Source organism: [Empedobacter] haloabium (assembly GCA_008011715.2).
Classification (GTDB): Bacteria; Pseudomonadota; Gammaproteobacteria; order Burkholderiales; family Burkholderiaceae_D; genus Rugamonas; species Rugamonas haloabia.
The window spans coordinates 1,107,893-1,126,005 of sequence record CP136508.1; the positions used below are offsets into that span (position 1 = coordinate 1,107,893).

The 18,113-nt window shown below is 65.3% G+C and carries 22 protein-coding genes; 10 read left to right on the forward strand and 12 right to left on the reverse strand.

Features of this window, described 5'->3' with window-relative positions; all coding sequences use genetic code 11:
• Positions 1 to 6 precede the first annotated feature (6 nt).
• Positions 7 to 990 carry an octaprenyl diphosphate synthase gene (gene ispB, locus E7V67_004945; protein ID WUR14454.1) on the reverse strand — a complete coding sequence of 328 codons (984 nt, stop codon included), beginning with the start codon at positions 988 to 990 and terminating at the stop codon, positions 7 to 9.
• A gap of 220 nt (positions 991 to 1,210) precedes the next feature.
• Between ispB and rplU the strand changes: the two genes are divergently transcribed.
• From rplU to proB, 4 genes are all read left to right on the forward strand, one after another.
• Entirely contained in the window at positions 1,211 to 1,522 is a 312-nt protein-coding gene (gene rplU, locus E7V67_004950) for a 50S ribosomal protein L21 (GenBank protein WUR14455.1), read from the forward strand.
• 37 nt (positions 1,523 to 1,559) lie between these two features.
• Entirely contained in the window at positions 1,560 to 1,823 is a 264-nt protein-coding gene (gene rpmA, locus E7V67_004955) for a 50S ribosomal protein L27 (GenBank protein WUR14456.1), read from the forward strand.
• Positions 1,824 to 2,011: 188 nt separating this feature from the next.
• The gene (gene obgE / locus E7V67_004960; GenBank protein WUR14457.1) at positions 2,012 to 3,121 is read left to right on the forward strand and encodes a GTPase ObgE; all 1,110 of its coding nucleotides are present in this window, start codon (positions 2,012 to 2,014) and stop codon (positions 3,119 to 3,121) included.
• 120 nt (positions 3,122 to 3,241) lie between these two features.
• A complete protein-coding gene (gene proB, locus E7V67_004965) occupies positions 3,242 to 4,366 on the forward strand; it encodes a glutamate 5-kinase (protein ID WUR14458.1) in 1,125 nt (374 codons plus the stop codon).
• A 103-nt stretch (positions 4,367 to 4,469) separates the two neighbouring features.
• Here the strand turns inward: proB and nth are convergent, their stop codons facing one another.
• Positions 4,470 to 5,117 (reverse strand): endonuclease III, encoded by a 648-nt coding sequence (gene nth / locus E7V67_004970; GenBank protein WUR14459.1) that lies wholly within the window; start codon positions 5,115 to 5,117, stop codon positions 4,470 to 4,472.
• Positions 5,114 to 5,815, reverse strand: a complete 702-nt coding sequence (gene rsxB / locus E7V67_004975; protein WUR14460.1) for an electron transport complex subunit RsxB — start codon at positions 5,813 to 5,815, stop codon at positions 5,114 to 5,116. The genes nth and rsxB overlap by 4 nt, the downstream gene beginning before the upstream one ends.
• 215 nt (positions 5,816 to 6,030) lie before the next feature.
• Here rsxB and E7V67_004980 point away from each other — a divergent pair, with 215 nt between their 5' ends.
• Complete coding sequence (locus E7V67_004980; GenBank protein WUR14461.1) at positions 6,031 to 6,765, forward strand: transporter substrate-binding domain-containing protein; 735 nt, start codon at positions 6,031 to 6,033, stop codon at positions 6,763 to 6,765.
• Positions 6,766 to 6,914: 149 nt separating this feature from the next.
• Here the strand turns inward: E7V67_004980 and phaZ are convergent, their stop codons facing one another.
• From phaZ to E7V67_005005, 5 genes are all read right to left on the reverse strand, one after another.
• Positions 6,915 to 8,150, reverse strand: a complete 1,236-nt coding sequence (phaZ, locus tag E7V67_004985) for a polyhydroxyalkanoate depolymerase (GenBank protein ID WUR14462.1) — start codon at positions 8,148 to 8,150, stop codon at positions 6,915 to 6,917.
• Between the two features lie 223 nt (positions 8,151 to 8,373).
• A complete protein-coding gene (locus E7V67_004990) occupies positions 8,374 to 9,441 on the reverse strand; it encodes an NAD(P)/FAD-dependent oxidoreductase (protein ID WUR14463.1) in 1,068 nt (355 codons plus the stop codon).
• 127 nt (positions 9,442 to 9,568) lie between these two features.
• Positions 9,569 to 9,892, reverse strand: coding sequence for a ferredoxin family protein (locus E7V67_004995; GenBank protein WUR14464.1), 324 nt, complete (start codon positions 9,890 to 9,892; stop codon positions 9,569 to 9,571).
• Positions 9,893 to 10,123: 231 nt separating this feature from the next.
• Positions 10,124 to 10,411 (reverse strand): protealysin inhibitor emfourin, encoded by a 288-nt coding sequence (locus E7V67_005000; GenBank protein WUR14465.1) that lies wholly within the window; start codon positions 10,409 to 10,411, stop codon positions 10,124 to 10,126.
• Positions 10,408 to 11,853: a hypothetical protein gene (locus E7V67_005005; GenBank protein ID WUR14466.1), complete on the reverse strand. Its 1,446-nt coding sequence runs from the start codon at positions 11,851 to 11,853 to the stop codon at positions 10,408 to 10,410. The genes E7V67_005000 and E7V67_005005 overlap by 4 nt, the downstream gene beginning before the upstream one ends.
• 135 nt (positions 11,854 to 11,988) lie before the next feature.
• Between E7V67_005005 and E7V67_005010 the strand changes: the two genes are divergently transcribed.
• Complete coding sequence (locus E7V67_005010; GenBank protein WUR14467.1) at positions 11,989 to 13,245, forward strand: putative Na+/H+ antiporter; 1,257 nt, start codon at positions 11,989 to 11,991, stop codon at positions 13,243 to 13,245.
• A gap of 36 nt (positions 13,246 to 13,281) precedes the next feature.
• The gene (locus E7V67_005015; GenBank protein ID WUR14468.1) at positions 13,282 to 13,557 is read left to right on the forward strand and encodes a polyhydroxyalkanoic acid system family protein; all 276 of its coding nucleotides are present in this window, start codon (positions 13,282 to 13,284) and stop codon (positions 13,555 to 13,557) included.
• A gap of 91 nt (positions 13,558 to 13,648) precedes the next feature.
• Here E7V67_005015 and E7V67_005020 read toward each other — a convergent pair whose 3' ends face one another.
• Both E7V67_005020 and E7V67_005025 read right to left on the reverse strand, forming a co-directional pair.
• Positions 13,649 to 13,903, reverse strand: a complete 255-nt coding sequence (locus E7V67_005020) for an acyl-CoA-binding protein (GenBank protein ID WUR14469.1) — start codon at positions 13,901 to 13,903, stop codon at positions 13,649 to 13,651.
• A gap of 164 nt (positions 13,904 to 14,067) precedes the next feature.
• On the reverse strand, positions 14,068 to 14,355 hold the full coding sequence (locus E7V67_005025) for an HU family DNA-binding protein (GenBank protein ID WUR14470.1): 288 nt from the start codon (positions 14,353 to 14,355) through the stop codon (positions 14,068 to 14,070).
• 294 nt (positions 14,356 to 14,649) lie between these two features.
• Between E7V67_005025 and E7V67_005030 the strand changes: the two genes are divergently transcribed.
• A complete protein-coding gene (locus E7V67_005030; protein WUR14471.1) occupies positions 14,650 to 15,453 on the forward strand; it encodes a hypothetical protein in 804 nt (267 codons plus the stop codon).
• A gap of 58 nt (positions 15,454 to 15,511) precedes the next feature.
• Here E7V67_005030 and E7V67_005035 read toward each other — a convergent pair whose 3' ends face one another.
• Both E7V67_005035 and E7V67_005040 read right to left on the reverse strand, forming a co-directional pair.
• Entirely contained in the window at positions 15,512 to 15,712 is a 201-nt protein-coding gene (locus E7V67_005035; protein WUR14472.1) for a hypothetical protein, read from the reverse strand.
• Entirely contained in the window at positions 15,712 to 16,068 is a 357-nt protein-coding gene (locus E7V67_005040; protein ID WUR14473.1) for an FKBP-type peptidyl-prolyl cis-trans isomerase, read from the reverse strand. Before E7V67_005040 ends, E7V67_005035 begins: the two co-directional genes overlap by 1 nt.
• 268 nt (positions 16,069 to 16,336) lie before the next feature.
• Between E7V67_005040 and E7V67_005045 the strand changes: the two genes are divergently transcribed.
• Together E7V67_005045 and E7V67_005050 are read left to right on the forward strand one after the other, a co-directional pair.
• The gene (locus E7V67_005045; GenBank protein ID WUR14474.1) at positions 16,337 to 17,305 is read left to right on the forward strand and encodes a cytochrome D1 domain-containing protein; all 969 of its coding nucleotides are present in this window, start codon (positions 16,337 to 16,339) and stop codon (positions 17,303 to 17,305) included.
• Positions 17,306 to 17,310: 5 nt separating this feature from the next.
• A complete protein-coding gene (locus E7V67_005050) occupies positions 17,311 to 18,111 on the forward strand; it encodes a polysaccharide deacetylase family protein (GenBank protein WUR14475.1) in 801 nt (266 codons plus the stop codon).
• The last annotated feature ends 2 nt before the right edge of the window (positions 18,112 to 18,113 follow it).

Genomic DNA, 18,113 nt, shown 5'->3' on the forward strand with positions numbered 1-18,113 from the left:
TTGGTCTTAGTGATTGCGGTCGACGGCGAAGCGGGCCAGCTGCAGCAGCGAGTCCTTGTAGCGGCTGTCCGGCATCGCCGCGATGGCGTCGATGGCGCGCTGCGCCGCCACCTGCGCTTCGCGGCGCGTGTAATCGAGCGCGCCACTGCTGGTGATGGCGGCCAGGATCGTATCGAAATGCTGCTCGTCGCCGTTCTCGATGCAGGCGCGCACCAGCTGGCGCTGTTCTTCCGTGCCGTGCTCCATCAGGTAGATCAGCGGCATGGTCGGCTTGCCCTCGCGCAGGTCGTCGCCCACGTTCTTGCCGATCTCGCTGGCGTCACCCGCGTAATCGAGCACGTCGTCAATCAGCTGGAAGGCGGTGCCCAGCGAGCGGCCGTATTCGCCGGCGGCGGCGATCTGCTCGTCGTTGGCGCCGGCGACCAGTGCACCCAGTTCGGCGGCCGCCTCGAACAGCTTGGCCGTCTTCGAGCGGATCACCTGCAGGTAGCTGTCCTGGGTGACGTCCGGGTCGTGCATGTTCAACAGCTGCAGCACCTCGCCCTCGGCGATGACGTTGGTGGCGTCGGACAGGATGCTCATGATGCGCATATTGTCCAGCGAGACCATCATCTGGAACGCGCGCGAGTACAGGAAGTCGCCCACCAGCACGGAGGCCGCGTTGCCGAACAGCGCGTTGGCGGTGGCGCGGCCGCGGCGCAGCGACGATTCGTCGACGACGTCGTCGTGCAGCAGGGTGGCCGTGTGGATGAATTCCACGACGGCGGCCAGCTCGTGGTGCGCCGTGCCCTTGTATGAGTAGGCGTTCGCCACCAGCAGCACCAGCACGGGCCGGATCCGCTTGCCGCCGGCGCTGATGATGTATTCCGCGATCTGGTTGACCAGCGCCACCTCCGAGTGCAGGCGCTGGCGGATCACGCCATTGACGGCGTCCATGTCGGCGGCGATGGTGCTGATGATGTTATTCTGGCTGGCTGGTTGGGTGGACAAGGCGGACCTGCGTTGGACGGATTGAGGTGGTCCGAATTATACGACATGCACGCTTCACGTTGCCGACATACCACGAGCCGATGTCTTTGTGAATACTTTTTGACGCGATTTATCCATCCATGTATAATCATTGGTTCCCCGGCCTCCGTCCAGGCGCAGCAGCACCGCGCCAGGGTGTCGAGCAAGGGATTTTTAATAACATTTGATGAGGTTTCAAATCATGTACGCGGTCATAAAAACCGGTGGCAAGCAATACAAAGTTGTCGCTGGCGAAAAACTCAAAGTAGAACAGATACCTGCTGACATTGGTTCCGAACTCACCATCGATCAAGTTCTCGCCGTTGGCGCGGGCGACAGCATCAAGTTTGGTGCTCCACTGGTTGAAGGTGCAAAGGTTCTGGTGAAAGTGGTTTCCCAAGGTCGTCACGACAAGGTCAAGATCTTCAAGATGCGCCGTCGTAAGCACTACCAGAAGCACCAGGGCCATCGCCAGAACTACACCGAAATCCAAATCGTTTCGATCAACGGCTAATCGCTGTTATCTGAATTCAGCAATCAAGGAGCATTAAATGGCACACAAAAAAGGTGGCGGCACTACCCGCAACGGCCGCGATTCCGAATCAAAACGCCTGGGCGTTAAGGTTTACGGCGGTCAGACGATCAATGCAGGCGGCATCATCATCCGTCAGCGCGGCACCCCAGTGCGCGCCGGCGAAGGCGTTGGCACCGGCAAGGACCACACCCTGTTCGCACTGGTCGACGGCGTGGTCAAGTTCGTGACCAAAGGCGCTGGCAACCACAAGTTCGTCACCGTCGTTCAAGCTGCACAGTAATCCAACGGATTACGACAGGCCCTGGCTCCGCGGCGTTCGCGCCGCAGGGCGGTGCCTCACAGGCGAAACGCTTGTGGATAGAGGGCTCTGCCACCGGTGGAGCCTTTTTTGTTTTGGCGCTGTCCTCGGTAAGGACTGATGTTGTCAGTCCTTACCGAGTGCAGGGCCCACTTTTCAGGCGGTAGATTATGAAGTTCATCGACGAAGCACGTATCGAAGTCATTGCCGGCGACGGCGGCAATGGCTGCGCCTCCTTCCGGCGCGAGAAATTCCGCCCGTTCGGCGGCCCTGACGGCGGCGACGGCGGCAAGGGCGGCTCGATCTGGGCCGTGGCCGACCGTAACGTCAACACGCTGGTCGACTATCGTTTCTCGAAGATGCACCGCGCCAGCAATGGCGAGGCGGGCCGCGGTTCCGACTGCTACGGCAAGGGCGCGGAGGACGTCACCCTGCGCGTGCCGGTCGGCACGCTGATCATCGACGAGGTGTCGGGCGAGATCATTGCCGACATGACGGAGCACGGCCAGACCGAGCTGCTGGCCAAGGGCGGCGAGGGCGGCTGGGGCAATATCCACTTCAAGACCTCGACCAATCGCGCGCCGCGCCAGAAGACCGAAGGCAAGGAAGGCGAACGCCGCGAACTGCGCCTGGAGCTGAAGGTGCTGGCGGACGTGGGTCTTTTGGGCATGCCGAACGCCGGCAAGTCGACCTTCATCACGGCCGTGTCGAACGCGCGCCCGAAGATCGCCGACTACCCGTTCACGACCTTGCACCCGAACCTGGGCGTGGTGCGCGTATCGCACGAGAAGAGCTTCGTCATCGCCGACATTCCCGGCCTGATCGAAGGCGCGGCCGAAGGTGCCGGCCTGGGGCACCAGTTCCTGCGCCACCTGTCGCGCACCGGCCTGCTGCTGCACATCGTCGACCTGGCGCCGTTCGAAGCGACCGTCGATCCCGTCAAGGAAGCCAAGGCGCTGGTGAAGGAGCTGGAGAAGTACGACCAGGAGCTGCTGGACAAGCCGCGCTGGCTGGTGCTGAACAAGGTGGACGTGATCCCGGCCGAGGAGCGCGCCAAGCGCGTCAAGGACTTCGTCAAGAAGTTCGGCTGGAAGGGCCCCGTGTTCGAGATCTCCGCGCTGTCGCACGAAGGCACGCAGGAGCTGGTCAACGCGATCTACCAGTACCTGGAGCAGAAGCGCCACAGCGAGCAGCGCGCCGAGGAAACGCAGATGACGGAAGAGGCGCGCGGCATCTCGTCGATCGACCCAGACGACCCGCGCTTCAAGGTTCTCGATTAAAATCGCAGTACCTGTGACTTGCCGGACTTGCCATACGCAGGTCCCGGCAACGTCTGCGGCAAAGCCGGGCGACACGCCGGGTGACACCAGATCCCTCATTCGACAAGAGATTGGCCGCACATGACTTCCTCCTCCCTGATTCAAAAAGCGAACCGCCTGATCGTCAAGGTCGGCTCCTCGCTCGTGACCAATGACGGCCGCGGGCTCGATCACGCCGCCATCGCGCGCTGGGCCGCGCAGATTGCCGCCTTGCGCGCGCTGGGCAAGCAGGTCGTGCTGGTGAGCTCCGGCGCCATCGCCGAAGGCATGCTGCGCCTGGGCTTCGAGCATCGCCCCACCGACATCCACGCGCTGCAGGCCTGCGCCGCCGTGGGCCAGATGGGCCTCGCGCAGATCTACGAAACGAGCTTCCGCGCGCACGGCATCGGCACCGCCCAGGTGCTGCTGACGCACGCCGACCTGGCCGACCGCGAACGCTACCTGAACGCCCGCTCCACCCTGACCACGTTGCTGAGCCTCGGTGTGGTCCCGATCATCAACGAGAACGACACGGTCGTCACCGACGAGATCAAGTTCGGCGACAACGACACGCTGGGCGCACTGGTGGCTAACCTGATCGAAGCGGACGCGCTGATCATCCTGACCGACCAGCGCGGCCTGTTCTCGGCCGATCCGCGCAAGGACCCGGCGGCCTACCTGATCGAGCGCGCCAGCGCGGGCGATCCGGCATTGGAAGCGATGGCCGGCGGCGCCGGCTCCAGCCTGGGCCGCGGCGGCATGCTGACCAAGATCCTGGCCGCCAAGCGCGCCGCCAAGTCCGGCGCGCACACGGTGATCGCGTTCGGCCGCGAGGAGGGCGTGCTGACGCGCCTGGCCAACGGCGAGGCGATCGGCACCGAGCTGCAGGCGCAGACCGGTCACCTGACGGCGCGCAAGCAATGGATGGCCGACCATCTGCATACGGCCGGCCAGGTCGTCATCGATGCCGGCGCGGTAGCCAAGCTGTCGCGCGAGGGCAAGTCGCTGCTGCCGATCGGCGTGACCGAGGTGCGCGGCGAATTCGGCCGCGGCGCCGTCATCACCTGCGTCAGCGAAGGCGGCGTCGCGATCGCGCGCGGGCTGACCAACTACACCAGCGGCGAAGCGCGGCGCATCCTGCGCAAGCCATCCAGCGAGATCGAAGGCATCCTCGGCTTCGTCGAGGGCCCGGAGCTGATCCACCGCGACAATATGGTGCTGCTCTAAACCTACCCACGACCGAAACTCCGGGGTCAGACCCGGCGGGTCTGACCCCAGTTCTCCGCTTTTGGGTGAAAAAAAGCTTGCGGCGCGCGCGGGAGCGTAGGCCTCAGACCACCGCCGGCGCTGGGGTTTTCTGCTTGAACTCGCACAGGTCGGCGATCATGCAGTTCCAGCATTGCGGCTTGCGCGCCACGCAGGTGTAGCGGCCGTGCAGGATCAGCCAATGGTGGGCGTCCTGCAGGAACTCCTTCGGCACGAACTTCAGCAGCTTCTGCTCGACGATGTCGACGTTCTTGCCCGGCGCGATGCCGGTGCGGTTCGAGACGCGGAAGATGTGCGTGTCCACCGCGATCGTGGGGTCGCCGAAGGCCGTGTTCAACACCACGTTGGCAGTCTTGCGGCCCACGCCCGGCAGCGACTCCAGCGCTGCGCGGTCGTGCGGCACCTCGCCGCCGTACTGGTCGACCAGGATGCGGCAGGTCGCCATCACGTTCTTCGCCTTGGTGCGATACAGGCCGATGGTCTGGATGTACGTCGTCAGCTCGTCGATGCCCAGGTCGAGGATCGCCTGCGGCGTGTTCGCCACCGGGTACAGCTTGCGGGTGGCCTTGTTGACGCCGACGTCGGTGGCCTGCGCCGACAGCAGCACGGCGATCAGCAGTTCGAACGGCGTCGTGTATTCCAGTTCCGTGGTGGGGTGGGGATTGGCTTCGCGCAGGCGGCGAAAGATCTCGTGGCGTTTGGCGGCGTTCATTGCTCTTTCGGTTTGTCTTCCACGGCGGCCTTGGCCGCTTGCGCTTTCAGGCGGGCCCGTTCCATCGCGGCGGCGATGATCGCGCGCTTGCGCTCCTTCTCGGCCAGTTCGGCGGCATTCTCGGGATTGAGGCGATCGACGGCTTGCATCTTGGCTTGCGCCTTGGCGGCCAGGCGGGCGTCGTTTTCCTCGCGCTCGCGTTGCAGGCGCGCGTTGCGGAAGTCGTGCCGGTCGCGCGCGGCATCGGCGTCCTGCTGCGTCCAGGCATCCCAGCCCGTCGTTTCCGTGACCGGGTACATGACGATGCAGTCGACCGGGCAGGGCTTCACGCACAGGTCGCAGCCGGTGCACAGCCCGGGAATGATCGCGTGCATCTGCTTGGCCGCGCCGGCGATGGCGTCCACCGGGCAGGCCTGGATGCACAGGGTGCAGCCGATACACAACGCTTCATCGATGAAAGCCACGGCGCGCGGCCGTTCCAGCCCGTTGACGGGGTTGAGCGGGATGACGGGAAAGCCGGTCACGGCCGACAGCCGGCGAATGCCTTCGGCGCCGCCGGGCGGGCACTGGTTGATCGGTGCCGCGCCCGCCGCGATGGCTTCGGCATACGGCCGGCAGCCGGCATAGCCGCACTTGGTGCACTGGGTCTGCGGCAGCACGTCCTCAATGCGGTCGGCGAAGGTGGTCGGTTCGGTCACTGGTGTACGTAGCAAAAACAAGACAGACCGACATTATCCCCCATCCGCGCCGGACGCGACCACCATGCGGCGCCCGGCTAAGCGGCGGTAGGAGATTGCCGACCCGCACACGGCTGGGGGTGCCTGGCATTTGGGCAGCCATTGTGGGAGCATATTGCATGGACGAAGCCAGGCAACAATTGCATGGAAGAGCAGGGTGGCGATACGCCGTCGCCATGGCTGTGCTGTGTGCCACGCCGCTCGCATGGGGGCAGTCGCAGACAATCCGCGTGGCCGGGGAGGCATGGGCGCCGTACCTGACCCCCGCGTTGCCGGAGGATGGCCTGACGGGCGCGATGATGCGCGCCGTGCTGGGCCGGCTGGGCTACAACGCCACTGTCGATTATTATCCATGGCGCCGCGCCATGGAGATCGGCCTGCGCGATCCGCGTTATGCCGGATTCCTGCCGGTGCTGCGCACGCCCGAGCGCGAGAAGCTGTGCCATTTCTCGACGCCGCTGGCGCGCACCAGCTACGTGCTGGTATTCCTGAAGGACCGTCCGGTGCGGGCCGACAGCCTGGCCGACCTGCGCGAGCTGCGCGTCGGCACCGTCTCCGGTTATTCGTACAGCGAGCAGTTCGACACGATGGCGGCGCAGCGCCAGATCGAGGTCGAGGAAGCCGTCAACGACGAGACCAACCTGCGCAAGCTGCTGGCGCGGCGCTTCCCGTTGACGATCATCGACCGCCAGGTGCTGCGCTACCTGCTGGCCACGCAGCGCTTCACTCCGGCCGACCGGGAGCGCATCGCCACCAGCGATGGCTTGTTCCGCGACCGCACGATGCACTTGTGCTTCCGCCGCACGGCCGTGGGGCAGATGCAGCAGCAGGCGTTCGACAACGCGGCGCGTGAGCTGGATCTGCCGAAGCTGGAGAAGGAGTACTGGCGGCGGATCGGCTACGACGGGTAGCCAGGAGAAGAGACCCAGGGTGACAGGCACCGCGGGTTCGCGGTCGCTCCGGGAAGACCCATGGTGTCAGGCACCTGTCTGCGGGTCAGAGACCCGCAGACAGGTGCCTGACACCGTAGGGCTACGGACAGGTGCCCGACACCGCAGGGTTATGCGTGCTGGCGGATGAATTCCGTGATCTTCGGGCAGACGATCTCGCGCCAGCGGCGGCCCGAGAAGATGCCGTAGTGGCCGGCCTGCGGCACCACGAAGTCTTCCTGCTTGTCGGCCGGGATGCCGGTGCACAGCTCGTGCGCCGCTTGCGTCTGGCCGGCGCCGGAGATGTCGTCCAGCTCACCTTCGATCGTCAGCAGCGCGACGTTGGTGATGTCCTGCGGGCGCACCAGCTGGCCGCCCACTTCCCACGTGCCCTTCGGCAGGCTGAAGTCCTGGAACACGGTCTTGATGGTGTCGAGGTAGTACTCGGCCGGCATGTCCAGCACGGCGTTGTACTCGTCGTAGAACTTGCGGTGGCTTTCCGCCGGCTCGTCGTCGCCGCGCACCAGGTGCATGTAGAACTCGCGGTGCGACTGGGCGTGGCGACCCGGGTTCATGGCGATGAAGCCGGCATGCTGCAGGAAGCCCGGGTAGACCTTGCGGCCGAAGCCCGGATAGTTCGGCGGCACCGGATAGATCACCGTGTTCTCGAACCAGGAGAACGGCTTTTCGGTGGCCAGGTTGTTGACGGCCGTGGGCGACTTGCGCGGGTCGATCGGACCGCCCATCATCGTCATCGTCTTCGGCAGTTTCGGATCCTTGTTGGTCGCCATCAGCGAGATCGCGGCCAGCACCGGCACGGTCGGCTGGCAGACCGAGATCACGTGCACGTCCGGGCCCAGGTGGCGGATGAAGTCCTGCACGTAGTAGATGTAGTCGTCCAGGTGGAACGCACCTTCGGACAGCGGCACCATGCGCGCATCGGTCCAGTCGGTGATGTAGACGTCGTGTTCCGGCAACAGGCCGCGCACGGTGTCGCGCAGCAGCGTGGAATGGTGGCCGGACAGCGGCGCCACCAGCAGCACGACCGGCTGTGCCAGTTCCACGGCTTCGGCCGTGGAGACGTCCTTGCGGAAGTGGATCAGGCGGCAGAACGGCTTGGTGACCGTGGCATGCTCGAGGATGCCGACGGGCTTGCCGTTGACGGTCGTCGTGTCGATGCCGAACGCCGGTTTTTCGTAGTCTTTGCCCAGGCGATACAGCAACTCGTAGCCGGCCGCGATCCGTTGCGAGAACGGCGTGTGCGCGAAGGGCGAAACGGGGTTGCTGAACAATTTGGACGACGCTTCCGCCCACTGCATCAGCGGGTTCAGGAAGGTGCGTTGCATTTCATGAAGTTGGTAAAGCATAGGGAATCCTGGGTCGTGAAGCGCCGCAAAAAAGGCTGCGGGCGGGAAATCATGAGCCCATTATAGGCCGTTTTTTCTTGACGTAAAGCATTTTGCGATGCAAAAAAGTCGGCTTGAAACCCGCTTGTTTACGTCGTTTTTAAAACGATAAACGTGCCCCGGAAACAAAAAAAGCAGCGTTTCCGCTGCTTTTGTGTAGGACAGGTCCGAGCAAAAAGTCGGATCAGTCGAACACCGGCGACTCGACGCCCAGCACCTTGTGCAGCTTGGGCGACGTCGTGGTGTATTGCATGTGGATCTTCTTGTCCGGGAAGATGTACGGCGCAGCGCCGAACGCGGCCAGCGCGGCTTCGTGGAAGCCCGACAGGATCAGCTTCTTCTTGCCCGGGTAGGTGTTGATGTCGCCCACGGCGAAGATGCCCGGCACGTTCGTCTCGAACTTCTCGGTGCTGACGACTTTCAGCTGCTTGCGCTCGATGTCCAGGCCCCACTCGGCGATCGGGCCCAGCTTCGGCGACAGGCCGTAGAACACCAGCAGCATGTCCAGCGGCACGCGGCGGGTCACGCCGTCGGCGCCCGTCACGCGCAGTTCGGACAGCTTGCCGTCCTTTTCCTCGATGCCCGAGACCTGGCCGATGATCAGCTGCATCTCGTATTCTTCGCACAGCTGCTTCATCTTCGCCACGGAAGCCGGCGCGGCGCGGAAGTCCTCGCGGCGGTGCAGCAGCACGACCGACTCGGCCTTGCCGACGAAGTTCAGCGCCCAGTCCAGCGCCGAGTCGCCGCCGCCGCAGATGACCAGGTTCTTGCCTTCGAACTGGGCCGGGTCCTTGACGCGGTAGAACAGCTGCGAGCCTTCATAGGCCTCGATACCGTCGACCTTCATCGTGCGCGGCTGGAACGAACCGACGCCGGCGGCGATGAAGATGGTCTTGGTGATGAACTTGGTGCCCAGGCTGGTTTCGACGTCGAAACGGCCGTCTTCGCGCTTGTGCACGACGGTGACTTCCTGGCCCAGGTGGAAGGTGGGGCCGAACGGTTCGATCTGCTTGAGCAGGCCGTCCGTCAGTTCCTGGCCCGTGCAGGACGGGATCGCGGGAATATCGTAGATCGGCTTGTCCGGATACAGTTCCACGCACTGGCCGCCGACGGCCGCCAGGGAGTCGATGACGTGGGCCTTGATTTCCAGCAGGCCCAGTTCGAAGACCTGGAACAGGCCGACCGGGCCGGCGCCGATGATGACGGCATCGGTTTCGTAATTGCCACCGGGAGGGGTGCTGACGATATTCATAGCGATTTTCTATCCTGTGATTGCAAAGGGAACGTCGATCTCTGCCTGCCGACCGCGACATGCAAGACGGCGTACCGGGGCCGTGCGGTGGCGCGAACCGCGTGCGCCACCTGTCACGGCAGGTGGATCAGCGCACCAGCAGGTGCGTTTTTTCCTTGACGTCCTTGAACTGCTCGGCTTCCGGCAGGGCTGGCTTGGTCTTCGTGATCGAAGGCCAGTTGCGGGACAGGTCCGCGTTGATCTTGATGAATTGCTGCTGGTCCGACGGCACGTCTTCTTCGGCGAAGATGGCGTTGACCGGGCATTCGGCCACGCAGACGGCGCAGTCGATGCACTCGTCCGGGTCGATTGCCAGGAAATTCGGGCCTTCACGGAAACAATCTACCGGGCAAACATCGACGCAGTCCGTGTAACGGCAGCTGATGCAAGATTCGGTGACAACGTGGGTCATAGCGGTCCTATTTATGTTGGTGCGCTGGAATGCGGAGTTGACAACGTGCGGGGCGCCGCCGCGTGTCCGGGGCCGTGGATTGTGCCTGCGGCGATGGCGATCGGCGTCCCCTCCAGCAAAAGCACTGTATTTTAGGGCAATTCGCTCTTTCTCACAATTCAGGCTTAGACACAATACAAATAAGCAAATGCGCGCAGCGGCCGCACGGTCGCCGCGCGCGGGTGCACCCGCTCAGGCCGCCAGGATGCGCGCCAGCAGCCGCTCCCAGGGCGCACTGGCCGGGCTGCCGTCCTGGGTAAACGTGACGCTGTGGCGCCGGCCGTCCGCCTCGACCGTGATGGTCCAGCGCAGCAGGTCGGCGCCGCTCGCCTCGCTTCGCGGCGCCGGTCCGGCCTGGAAGAAGCCGCTGGACGCCAGCGCCGCCTCCAGCAGCGGTCCATCCGGGCTGACGGTCGTGTCCACTGCGTGGCGCTGGGGCAGGCCGGCGAAGCCGCCGCTGCTGGTGGCGACGATCTTCACGGTGCCTCCCGGCCGACGCCGTAATCCGCCGCCGCCAGCTCCTCGCTGCTGGCCGGTTCGAGCGCGCCGCGCGCCAGGTAGCCGTGGCACCAGCGCGCCAGCGCCTGGCGCTCCTGTTCCAGCAGATCGGCATGGTCGCGGTATTCCGGATGATTCATCGTGCCGCAGCAGGCGCGCCGGTCCTGCACGGCGCCCGGGGCGTCGACGACGGCCGCGGCCAGCTCGGCCGGTGCATCCTGGGCGCCGAGCACCACCTCGCGCAGCGTGAAGCGGTTGCGAATGAAGCCGGCATAGTCGGCTGGCCGGCCGTCGGCCTGCGCCAGTTTGAGCATCGCGTTCGCGACGTCGGCATACGTCGCGTTGCGCTCCGGCGCCGCGATCAGCGCGCGCAAGGTCAGGCCGCACAGGTAGGCGCCGACCCGGTGCAGCACGGCGGCATCGTCCTCCAGCCCGGGGCGGCGCTCGAATGCGAAGATGTCGGCCAGGATGTCGTAGACCGCGCCGGTAAAGACCTGCGAGATGGCATGCACCTCGGTGCCGGTCTGCGACAAGGTCAGGTCGTTGTCGGCGTTGCGCAGGCCGTTCGGGCGGCCCAGCGCCAGGCCGAACTGCTCGGCCATGTCGGCCAGGAAGGTCTTGTCGTGCAGGTCGGCGCGGGTCTGGGCGATGATGGCTTCCACCTGGTCCATCTGCGCCAGCGCCAGGAAGATGGCCGTCAGGTCGCCGAAGGCTTCGTGCAGGCCGCCCGTCTGCGGCGGTGCGGAGGACAGGATCCAGCGCGGTTTCAGGCCGTCGAGCACCGCGTGGCCCGTCTCGTGCGCAACGATGTCGAACGAGCGGCAGGTATGGATGCGGGCGGCGGCCGCCTCGTTCGTCTGCACGAAGTCGCCGAACTTCAGGGCCCGCTCGTTGCGGCTGTAATAGGCGTTCATCACGTTCGGCAGCCCGTGCGGGTAGACCTGCAGCGGATCGGTATTGCTGCCGCTGTTCCAGGCCCATGGCACCGGGCCGCCGTCATGCGCGGCCAGCACGCGCTGGAACATCGTCAGGGTCTGGCGCACGACGGCGAAGGTGTGTACGGCGTCGAACTGGTCGGTGTCCGGCGGCACGATGAAGTCGCCGAACGCGTTCGGCGCCACCGGTGCGATGCCGGGCTGGCCGGAGGCGATGCGGGCGTCGCGCGGGCCTTCCAGCAGCACGCCGGGCAGGAAGGCCTTGCGCGTGCCCATTTCCGTCACGGACGGGTCCTGCTTCCACATCAGCACGCGCGCGCCGGACGGCGGGGTGGCGGCCTTCGGACGCGGCCGGCCGGGCTGCTGCGCCAGCCCGACGATCTTGCGATGCATGCGGTACGCGGCGGACGGCGTCGGGACGAACCCGACCGGCAGCGTGGGCGCCCGGGCGGGCAGCGCCGCGACGGGGACGATGACTTTTTGTTCCATGATGTTCTCCTCGGCCGGCGCAGGCGCGCCGCGGTTCATGGTCGCGCCGAGCGCAGACAGAATGTTTGATGCGGCACAAGCTTTGGCGCTTGCATTGCCGTCGTACAATGCACTCAACCAATAACGGAGACCCTCGTGAGCCCCAGCACCATCGATATCGCCGGCGCCATCCTGTTCGCCATCGCCATCCTGCACACCTTCAGCGCCAAGGCGTTCGAGCGCGTGGCGCAGCGCTTTCCTGCCCACGCCGGCATCTGGCACCTGCTGGGCGAGGTGGAGGTGGTGTTCGGCTTCTGGGCGCTGGTACTGGTGATGTTCATCGGCGCGACGGCGGGGCGGGGCGACGCCATCGCCTACCTGGACAGCCGCAATTTCACGGAGCCGCTGTTCGTGTTCGTCATCATGGTGATCGCCGCCACGCGGCCCATCCTGCAGACCACCAAGGCCGCCGTCGGCCTGGCCGCACGCGCGCTGCCGCTGCCGGGCAGCATGGCGTTCGTGCTGCTGGTGCTGACCGTGGTGCCGCTGTTGGGCTCGTTCATCACCGAGCCGGCCGCGATGACCCTGGGCGCGTTGATCCTGGCCGAGCGGCTGTACGCGGGCGGCATCTCGGAACGGCTGAAGTACGCCATCCTGGGGGTGTTGTTCGTCAACGTCTCGATCGGCGGCACCCTGACCCCGTACGCCGCGCCGCCGGTGCTGATGGTCGCGGCCAAATGGCAGTGGGACCTGCCGTTCATGCTGGCCCACATCGGCTGGAAGGCCGCGCTGGCGGTGCTCGTCAACGCGCTCGGCGTGACGCTGCTGTTCGCGCGCGAGCTGAAGGCGCACCGGCCAGCGGCGGCGGCGATACAGGAGCGCGTGCCGCTGCCGCTGGTGCTGGCGCACGTGGCCTTCCTGGCCGGCGTCGTCGTGTTCTCGCACCATCCGGCCGTGTTCCTCGGCCTGTTCCTGTTCTTCCTGGGCGTGGCACAGGCTTACGAGCGTTTCCAGGACCGCCTTATCCTGCGCGAGGGTTTATTGGTGGCGTTCTTCCTGGCCGGCCTTGTCGTGCTGGGCGGCAAGCAGCAGTGGTGGCTGCAACAGGTTTTGATGAGCATGAGCAGCGACGCCGTCTACTACGGCGCGACCGCGCTGACGGCCATCACGGACAACGCCGCGCTGACCTATCTCGGCTCGCTGGTAGAAGGCCTGAGTGACGAATTCAAGTACGCGCTGGTGACGGGCGCGGTGACGGGCGGCGGCCTGACGGTCATCGCCAACGCGCCCAATCCGGCCGGCATGGCCATCCTGAAAGGCCATTTCGAGCTGGAGACGGTATCGGCGCTGGGCCTGTTCCTGGCGGCGCTGGCGCCCACGGCCGTGGCGATCGCCGCGTTCCGCTTATTGTAGGGCTGTGGCATCATTGCGCCTTTTACCCATCACAGCATGATCAATATCATTCAGGAACATAATCTGACGCCGGACGCGGCCCGCGCCGCGGCGGAACAGGTGGCGCAGAAGCTGGCCAAGGAGTTCGACCTCGTCTGCAACTGGCACGGCGACGTGCTGCGCTTCGAGCGCAGCGGGGTGGAAGGGGCGCTGACCCTGCTGCCGCAACAGGCGCAGATGCAGATCAAGCTGGGCATGCTGTACGGCGCGTTCGCGCCGGCCATCCAGAGCAAGGTGGCGGAAAAGATGCGGAAGGTGTTTGCGGCCGCGTGATGCGGCGGTGACGTAACCCAATGGTGTCAGGCACCTATCTGCGGGTCTTCGACCCGCAGATAGGTGCCTGACACCGGGAGTTTGGGGTTTATCAGCCCTTCAGTTCCTCGATCAAGTCGATGTACTGCTGCTGCGCATCCTCCTGCGACGTGCCCTTCAGGCCAGCCCAGGCGTCGTACTTGGCGCGGTTGACGAAGTCGGTCATGCCCGGGCGCTCGCCCGTCACGTCGCCGGCCGAACCCTGCTTGTACAGCGCGTAGATCTTCAGCAGGGTCATGTTGTCCGGGCGTTCCGGCAGGTTCTTCGAATCGGCCATGGCCTGGTCGAATTGTGCTTGCAGACTCATTGTGGTCCTCTTTTGGTTGGCGATGCGCCATCATACAAAATCCGCACGGGCGTGCTGTAGAGGACTTGTTCCAAAGTGGAAACCAGAAACGCAAAGGGGACAGGCACCTGTCCCGAGGCGTTACCGCCTCGAGACAGGTGCCTGTCCCCGGGGTCTGAAGCAGCTTACTTCTTCTTGGTCGGATTGACGGCCGCCTTCAGCGTGGCGCCAGCCGAGAACTTCGGCGTCTTCGATGCCGCGATCTTGATCGCTTCACCGGTTGCGGGATTGCGGCCTTTGCGAGCGGCGCGCTTGGCGACGGAGAACGTGCCGAACCCGGTGATGCCGACCGTGTCGCCTTTTTTCAGACGTTCGGTAACGATGGCAATCAGGGTGTTCACTGCGTCGTTGGCGGCGGCACCGGACATTTCGGTACGTTTCGCAAATTCTGCAATCAGTTCGCCTTTTTTCATTACTACCTCCTTCGTTAATAGAGGCCGCAGATTAGCATAATATTTGCCGAAAGTAATCCTTTCTCGCGGAACTAACCCATATGGCGACAGGGCTCCGTAAAAATGAGCAGGTTGGTGAGCACCTGCCGCAACAGTGCGCGCGCATGCTGCACTGCACAGCCCTGCAAGACGGGCGCGGTGCCGGCCCGGCGCGGTGCTAATATGAAGCGGCGCGCGGCAAGTTTGCCGGTGGGACTCATGGGCCCGCACCACATGCCGCATGCGGTCGCCATACTAACTGGGCGGGGAACGATCATGACCTTTTCCGATGAAACCCTGATGGCCTATGCCGATGGGGAACTGGACGCGGCTACCCGGCACGCCGTCGAAGCGGCTTGCGCCCGGGATGCGGCGCTGGCCCGCCGCGTCGAACACTACAAGATTCGCCGCGCCAACGTCTTTGCCGGCTTCGCGCCGGGTGACGACGGCGCCGGCCGCATGCGGCCCGCGCGGCCGGAGCGCACCGCCACGGTCGTCAGCCTGGATGCCGTGCGCGCCCGGCGCGAAGCGTCGCAGCAGGCCGCGCGCAAGGCCAACCGCGAGCGCGGCTGGTCGTGGAAGGAATGGAGCGCCCTGGCCGCCGTGCTGGCGCTCGGTATCGTGGCCGGCAAGTTCGGCCTGACCTACCTGCAGGAGGACGACATCCGTGCGGACCTGGTCGCCAGCCACGATGGCATGCTGGTCGCCCAGGGCCGCCTGGCCACGGCACTGGAGCAGCAGTCCTCGGGGCAGGCGGCCTTGGCCGCAGCGGGGACGCCGGCCAGCGTGGCGGCACCGGTCCGGATCGGCATGTCGTTCGTCTCGACCGAAGGCAGCTATTGCCGCAGTTTCGCCAGCAGCAGTGGCGGCCAGCAGATCGACGGTCTGGCGTGCAAGGCGGGGCAGGAGTGGCGCATCCCCGTACTGGTGCAGAATCCGCGCCCGGCCGGCAGCGAGCGGGCCGCACGGCCCGATGCGATGCCGTCGCAGGTGGAGTTGTCGATCGAGCAGCGCATGTCCGGCGAGGCGCTCGACGCCAAGGCCGAGCAGGCCGCCATGCAGAAGAACTGGCAGCGCTGAATCGGCAGCGTCGACCGCCAAAGAAAAAGGCACCGGAAGGTGCCTTTCTTGCGTGCGCTTACTTTTTTTCGTCGTCGTCGTCGTCGGAGCCGAGGGCGGCCTTGCCGACGTAGACGACGCCTTTGCCGGCCGCCACGCCGACGTCGACCGCGGTCGAGGCGACGGTCACGCCGGTGCTGACCACGGCGCTCGTCACGGCAACCACCGCGCAACCCGACAGCAGGCTCGACGCCATCAGCATGGCAACCAGCGCGCGCATCACACGCCCAGCAGTTCGACGTCGAAGATCAGGGTCGCGTTCGGCGGGATCACGCCGCCGGCGCCGCGCGCGCCATAGCCCAGGTCGGCCGGGATGATCAGCTGGCGGGTGCCGCCCACTTTCATGCCCTGCACGCCTTCGTCCCAGCCGCGAATGACCATGCCGGCGCCCAGCGCGAACTCGAACGGGTCGTTGCGGTCCTTGCTGGAGTCGAACTTGGCGCCCTTGCTGCCGTCGTCGTTGCGCAGCCAGCCGGTGTAGTGCACGGTGACGTTCTGGCCGGCTTTGGCCTCGGCGCCGCTGCCCACGACGACGTCGTCGTACTGCAGGCCCGATGGGGTGGTGGTGATGGACATGATGTTCCTTTGTTGTGTCAGTGAGCTGCCGATTGTAGTGCAAGCAAGGTCAAAGCGCCATGCAGGCCGGCGCCGTTAGAAGTCCTGCAACAAGGTGCGGAAAGAGGCCGATGACGTTATGGAAAGGGCGTTGTTTTTCGCTTGAAACCGCGCCTTAATCGCCCCTTAAATCTTGTCCTCCGTAACTATTGCTCAGGCGTTTAACCGTAAAATGGAGTCTTCTTCCCTCACTTGCGCCCCCATCATGTTCCGCAGTTTCCGTCGCGTTATGCTATCCGCCTGCCTGCTGGCCGCGTTCCCGGCCGCGCAGGCCAATGTCGCCCCGTCCAGCCAGGGCAATGTCGTGGTCGTGCTGAACTCGCGCGATGCCACCGTACAGCTGCTGGACCAGGCGTCGTACAAGAGCCTGCAGACGTTTGCCGTCGGCAAGGAACCGCACCACCTGATGGCGACGCCGGACAACAAGTCGCTGATCGTGGCCAGCTCCGTCGGCAACGAACTGGTGTTCCTGGACCCGAAGTCGGGCCAGGTGCAGCGCCACATCAAGGACATTCTCGACCCCTACCAGATCGGCTTCACGCCGGACCAGAAGTGGTTCGTGGCGACGTCGCTGCGCCTGGACCGTGTCGACCTGTACAAGTACAACGGCAAGGATTTCACGCTGGCCAAGCGCCTGCCGATGGCCAAGCTGCCGAGCCATATCGCGTTCGACGCGAAGAGCTCGATGGCGTTCATCACGCAGCAGGGCAGCGACCAGGTCAGCGCCATCGACCTGGCCACGCAGACGGTCAAGTGGACCATCCCCGTCGGCAAGCTGCCGGCCGGGATCGCGATGACGCCGGACGATAAGTACCTGCTGGTCGGCATCATGGGCAGCGACTACGTCGAGGTGATCGATTGGCGCACGCGCAAGACCGTCAAGCGCATCAAGGCCGGCGCCGGCACGCACAATTTCCGCGCGCAGGGCGACAACCGTTACACCTATGTGTCGAACCGCGTGTCGAACTCGATCAACATCATCGACCAGAAGACGCTGGAAAACGTGGGCCAGATCAACGTGCCGGGCGGCCCGGACTGCATGGAGATCACGGCCGACGGCAAGACCATGTGGGTCACGCTGCGCTGGATCAAGAAGGTCGCCGTGATCGACCTGCCGACCCGCAAGGTCGTCAAGTACATCCCGGTGGGCCGCTCGCCGCACGGCGTGTTCTTCGCCAACTCGTCCGCCCGCATGTAAGGTCCATGACCGCGTCCGCGCGTTTCACCGCACTCTGCATCGCCACCGCCCTGGCCCTGCCTGCCGCCGCGGCCGCGCCGGCGGGGCAGTGCGGCGGCACCCTCTACCTGACGTTCGACACCGGCAGCCAGTCGCAGGCCGAACTGATCGCCGCCACCCTGAAGCGTCACGCCATTCGCGCCACCTTCTTCCTCGCCAACGAGAGGACGGTACGCGGCGACTACTCGCTCGATCCGTCCTGGGCCGCCTTCTGGAAGGCGCGCGTGGCCGAGGGCCATGCGTTCGGTTCGCATACCTTCGACCACGTCTACTTCACCGGCGACGGCGCGCGCGGCACGCTTGGCGTCAAGCCGCAGTTCGGCGCGAATGCGGGCCGGCGTTTGCAGTGGACGCCGGCGCAGTACTGCGCGGAGATCGAACGGGTCGACGCGCGTTTCGCCGAACTGACGGGCCACCACCTCGATCCGATCTGGCGCGCTCCCGGCGGCAAGGTGTCACAGCGTACAATAGCGGCCGCGCACAGCTGCGGCTATGCCCACGTCGGCTGGGCCCCGGCCGGTTTTTCCGGCGACGAGCTCTCCAGCACCGCGTTCCCGAACGCGGTATTGCTGAAGAAGTCGCTGGACAAACTGAAGGATGGCGACATCTTCATGGCGCACATGGGGATCTGGTCGCGCCAGGACCCGTGGGCGCCGGCGAACCTGGAGCCGCTGATCGCCGGGCTGGAAAGGAAGGGCTTCTGCTTTGCCACCTTGCGCGAGCATCCCGGCTTCGGCAAGGGCGCTACCATCAACGTAACGAAATAAGA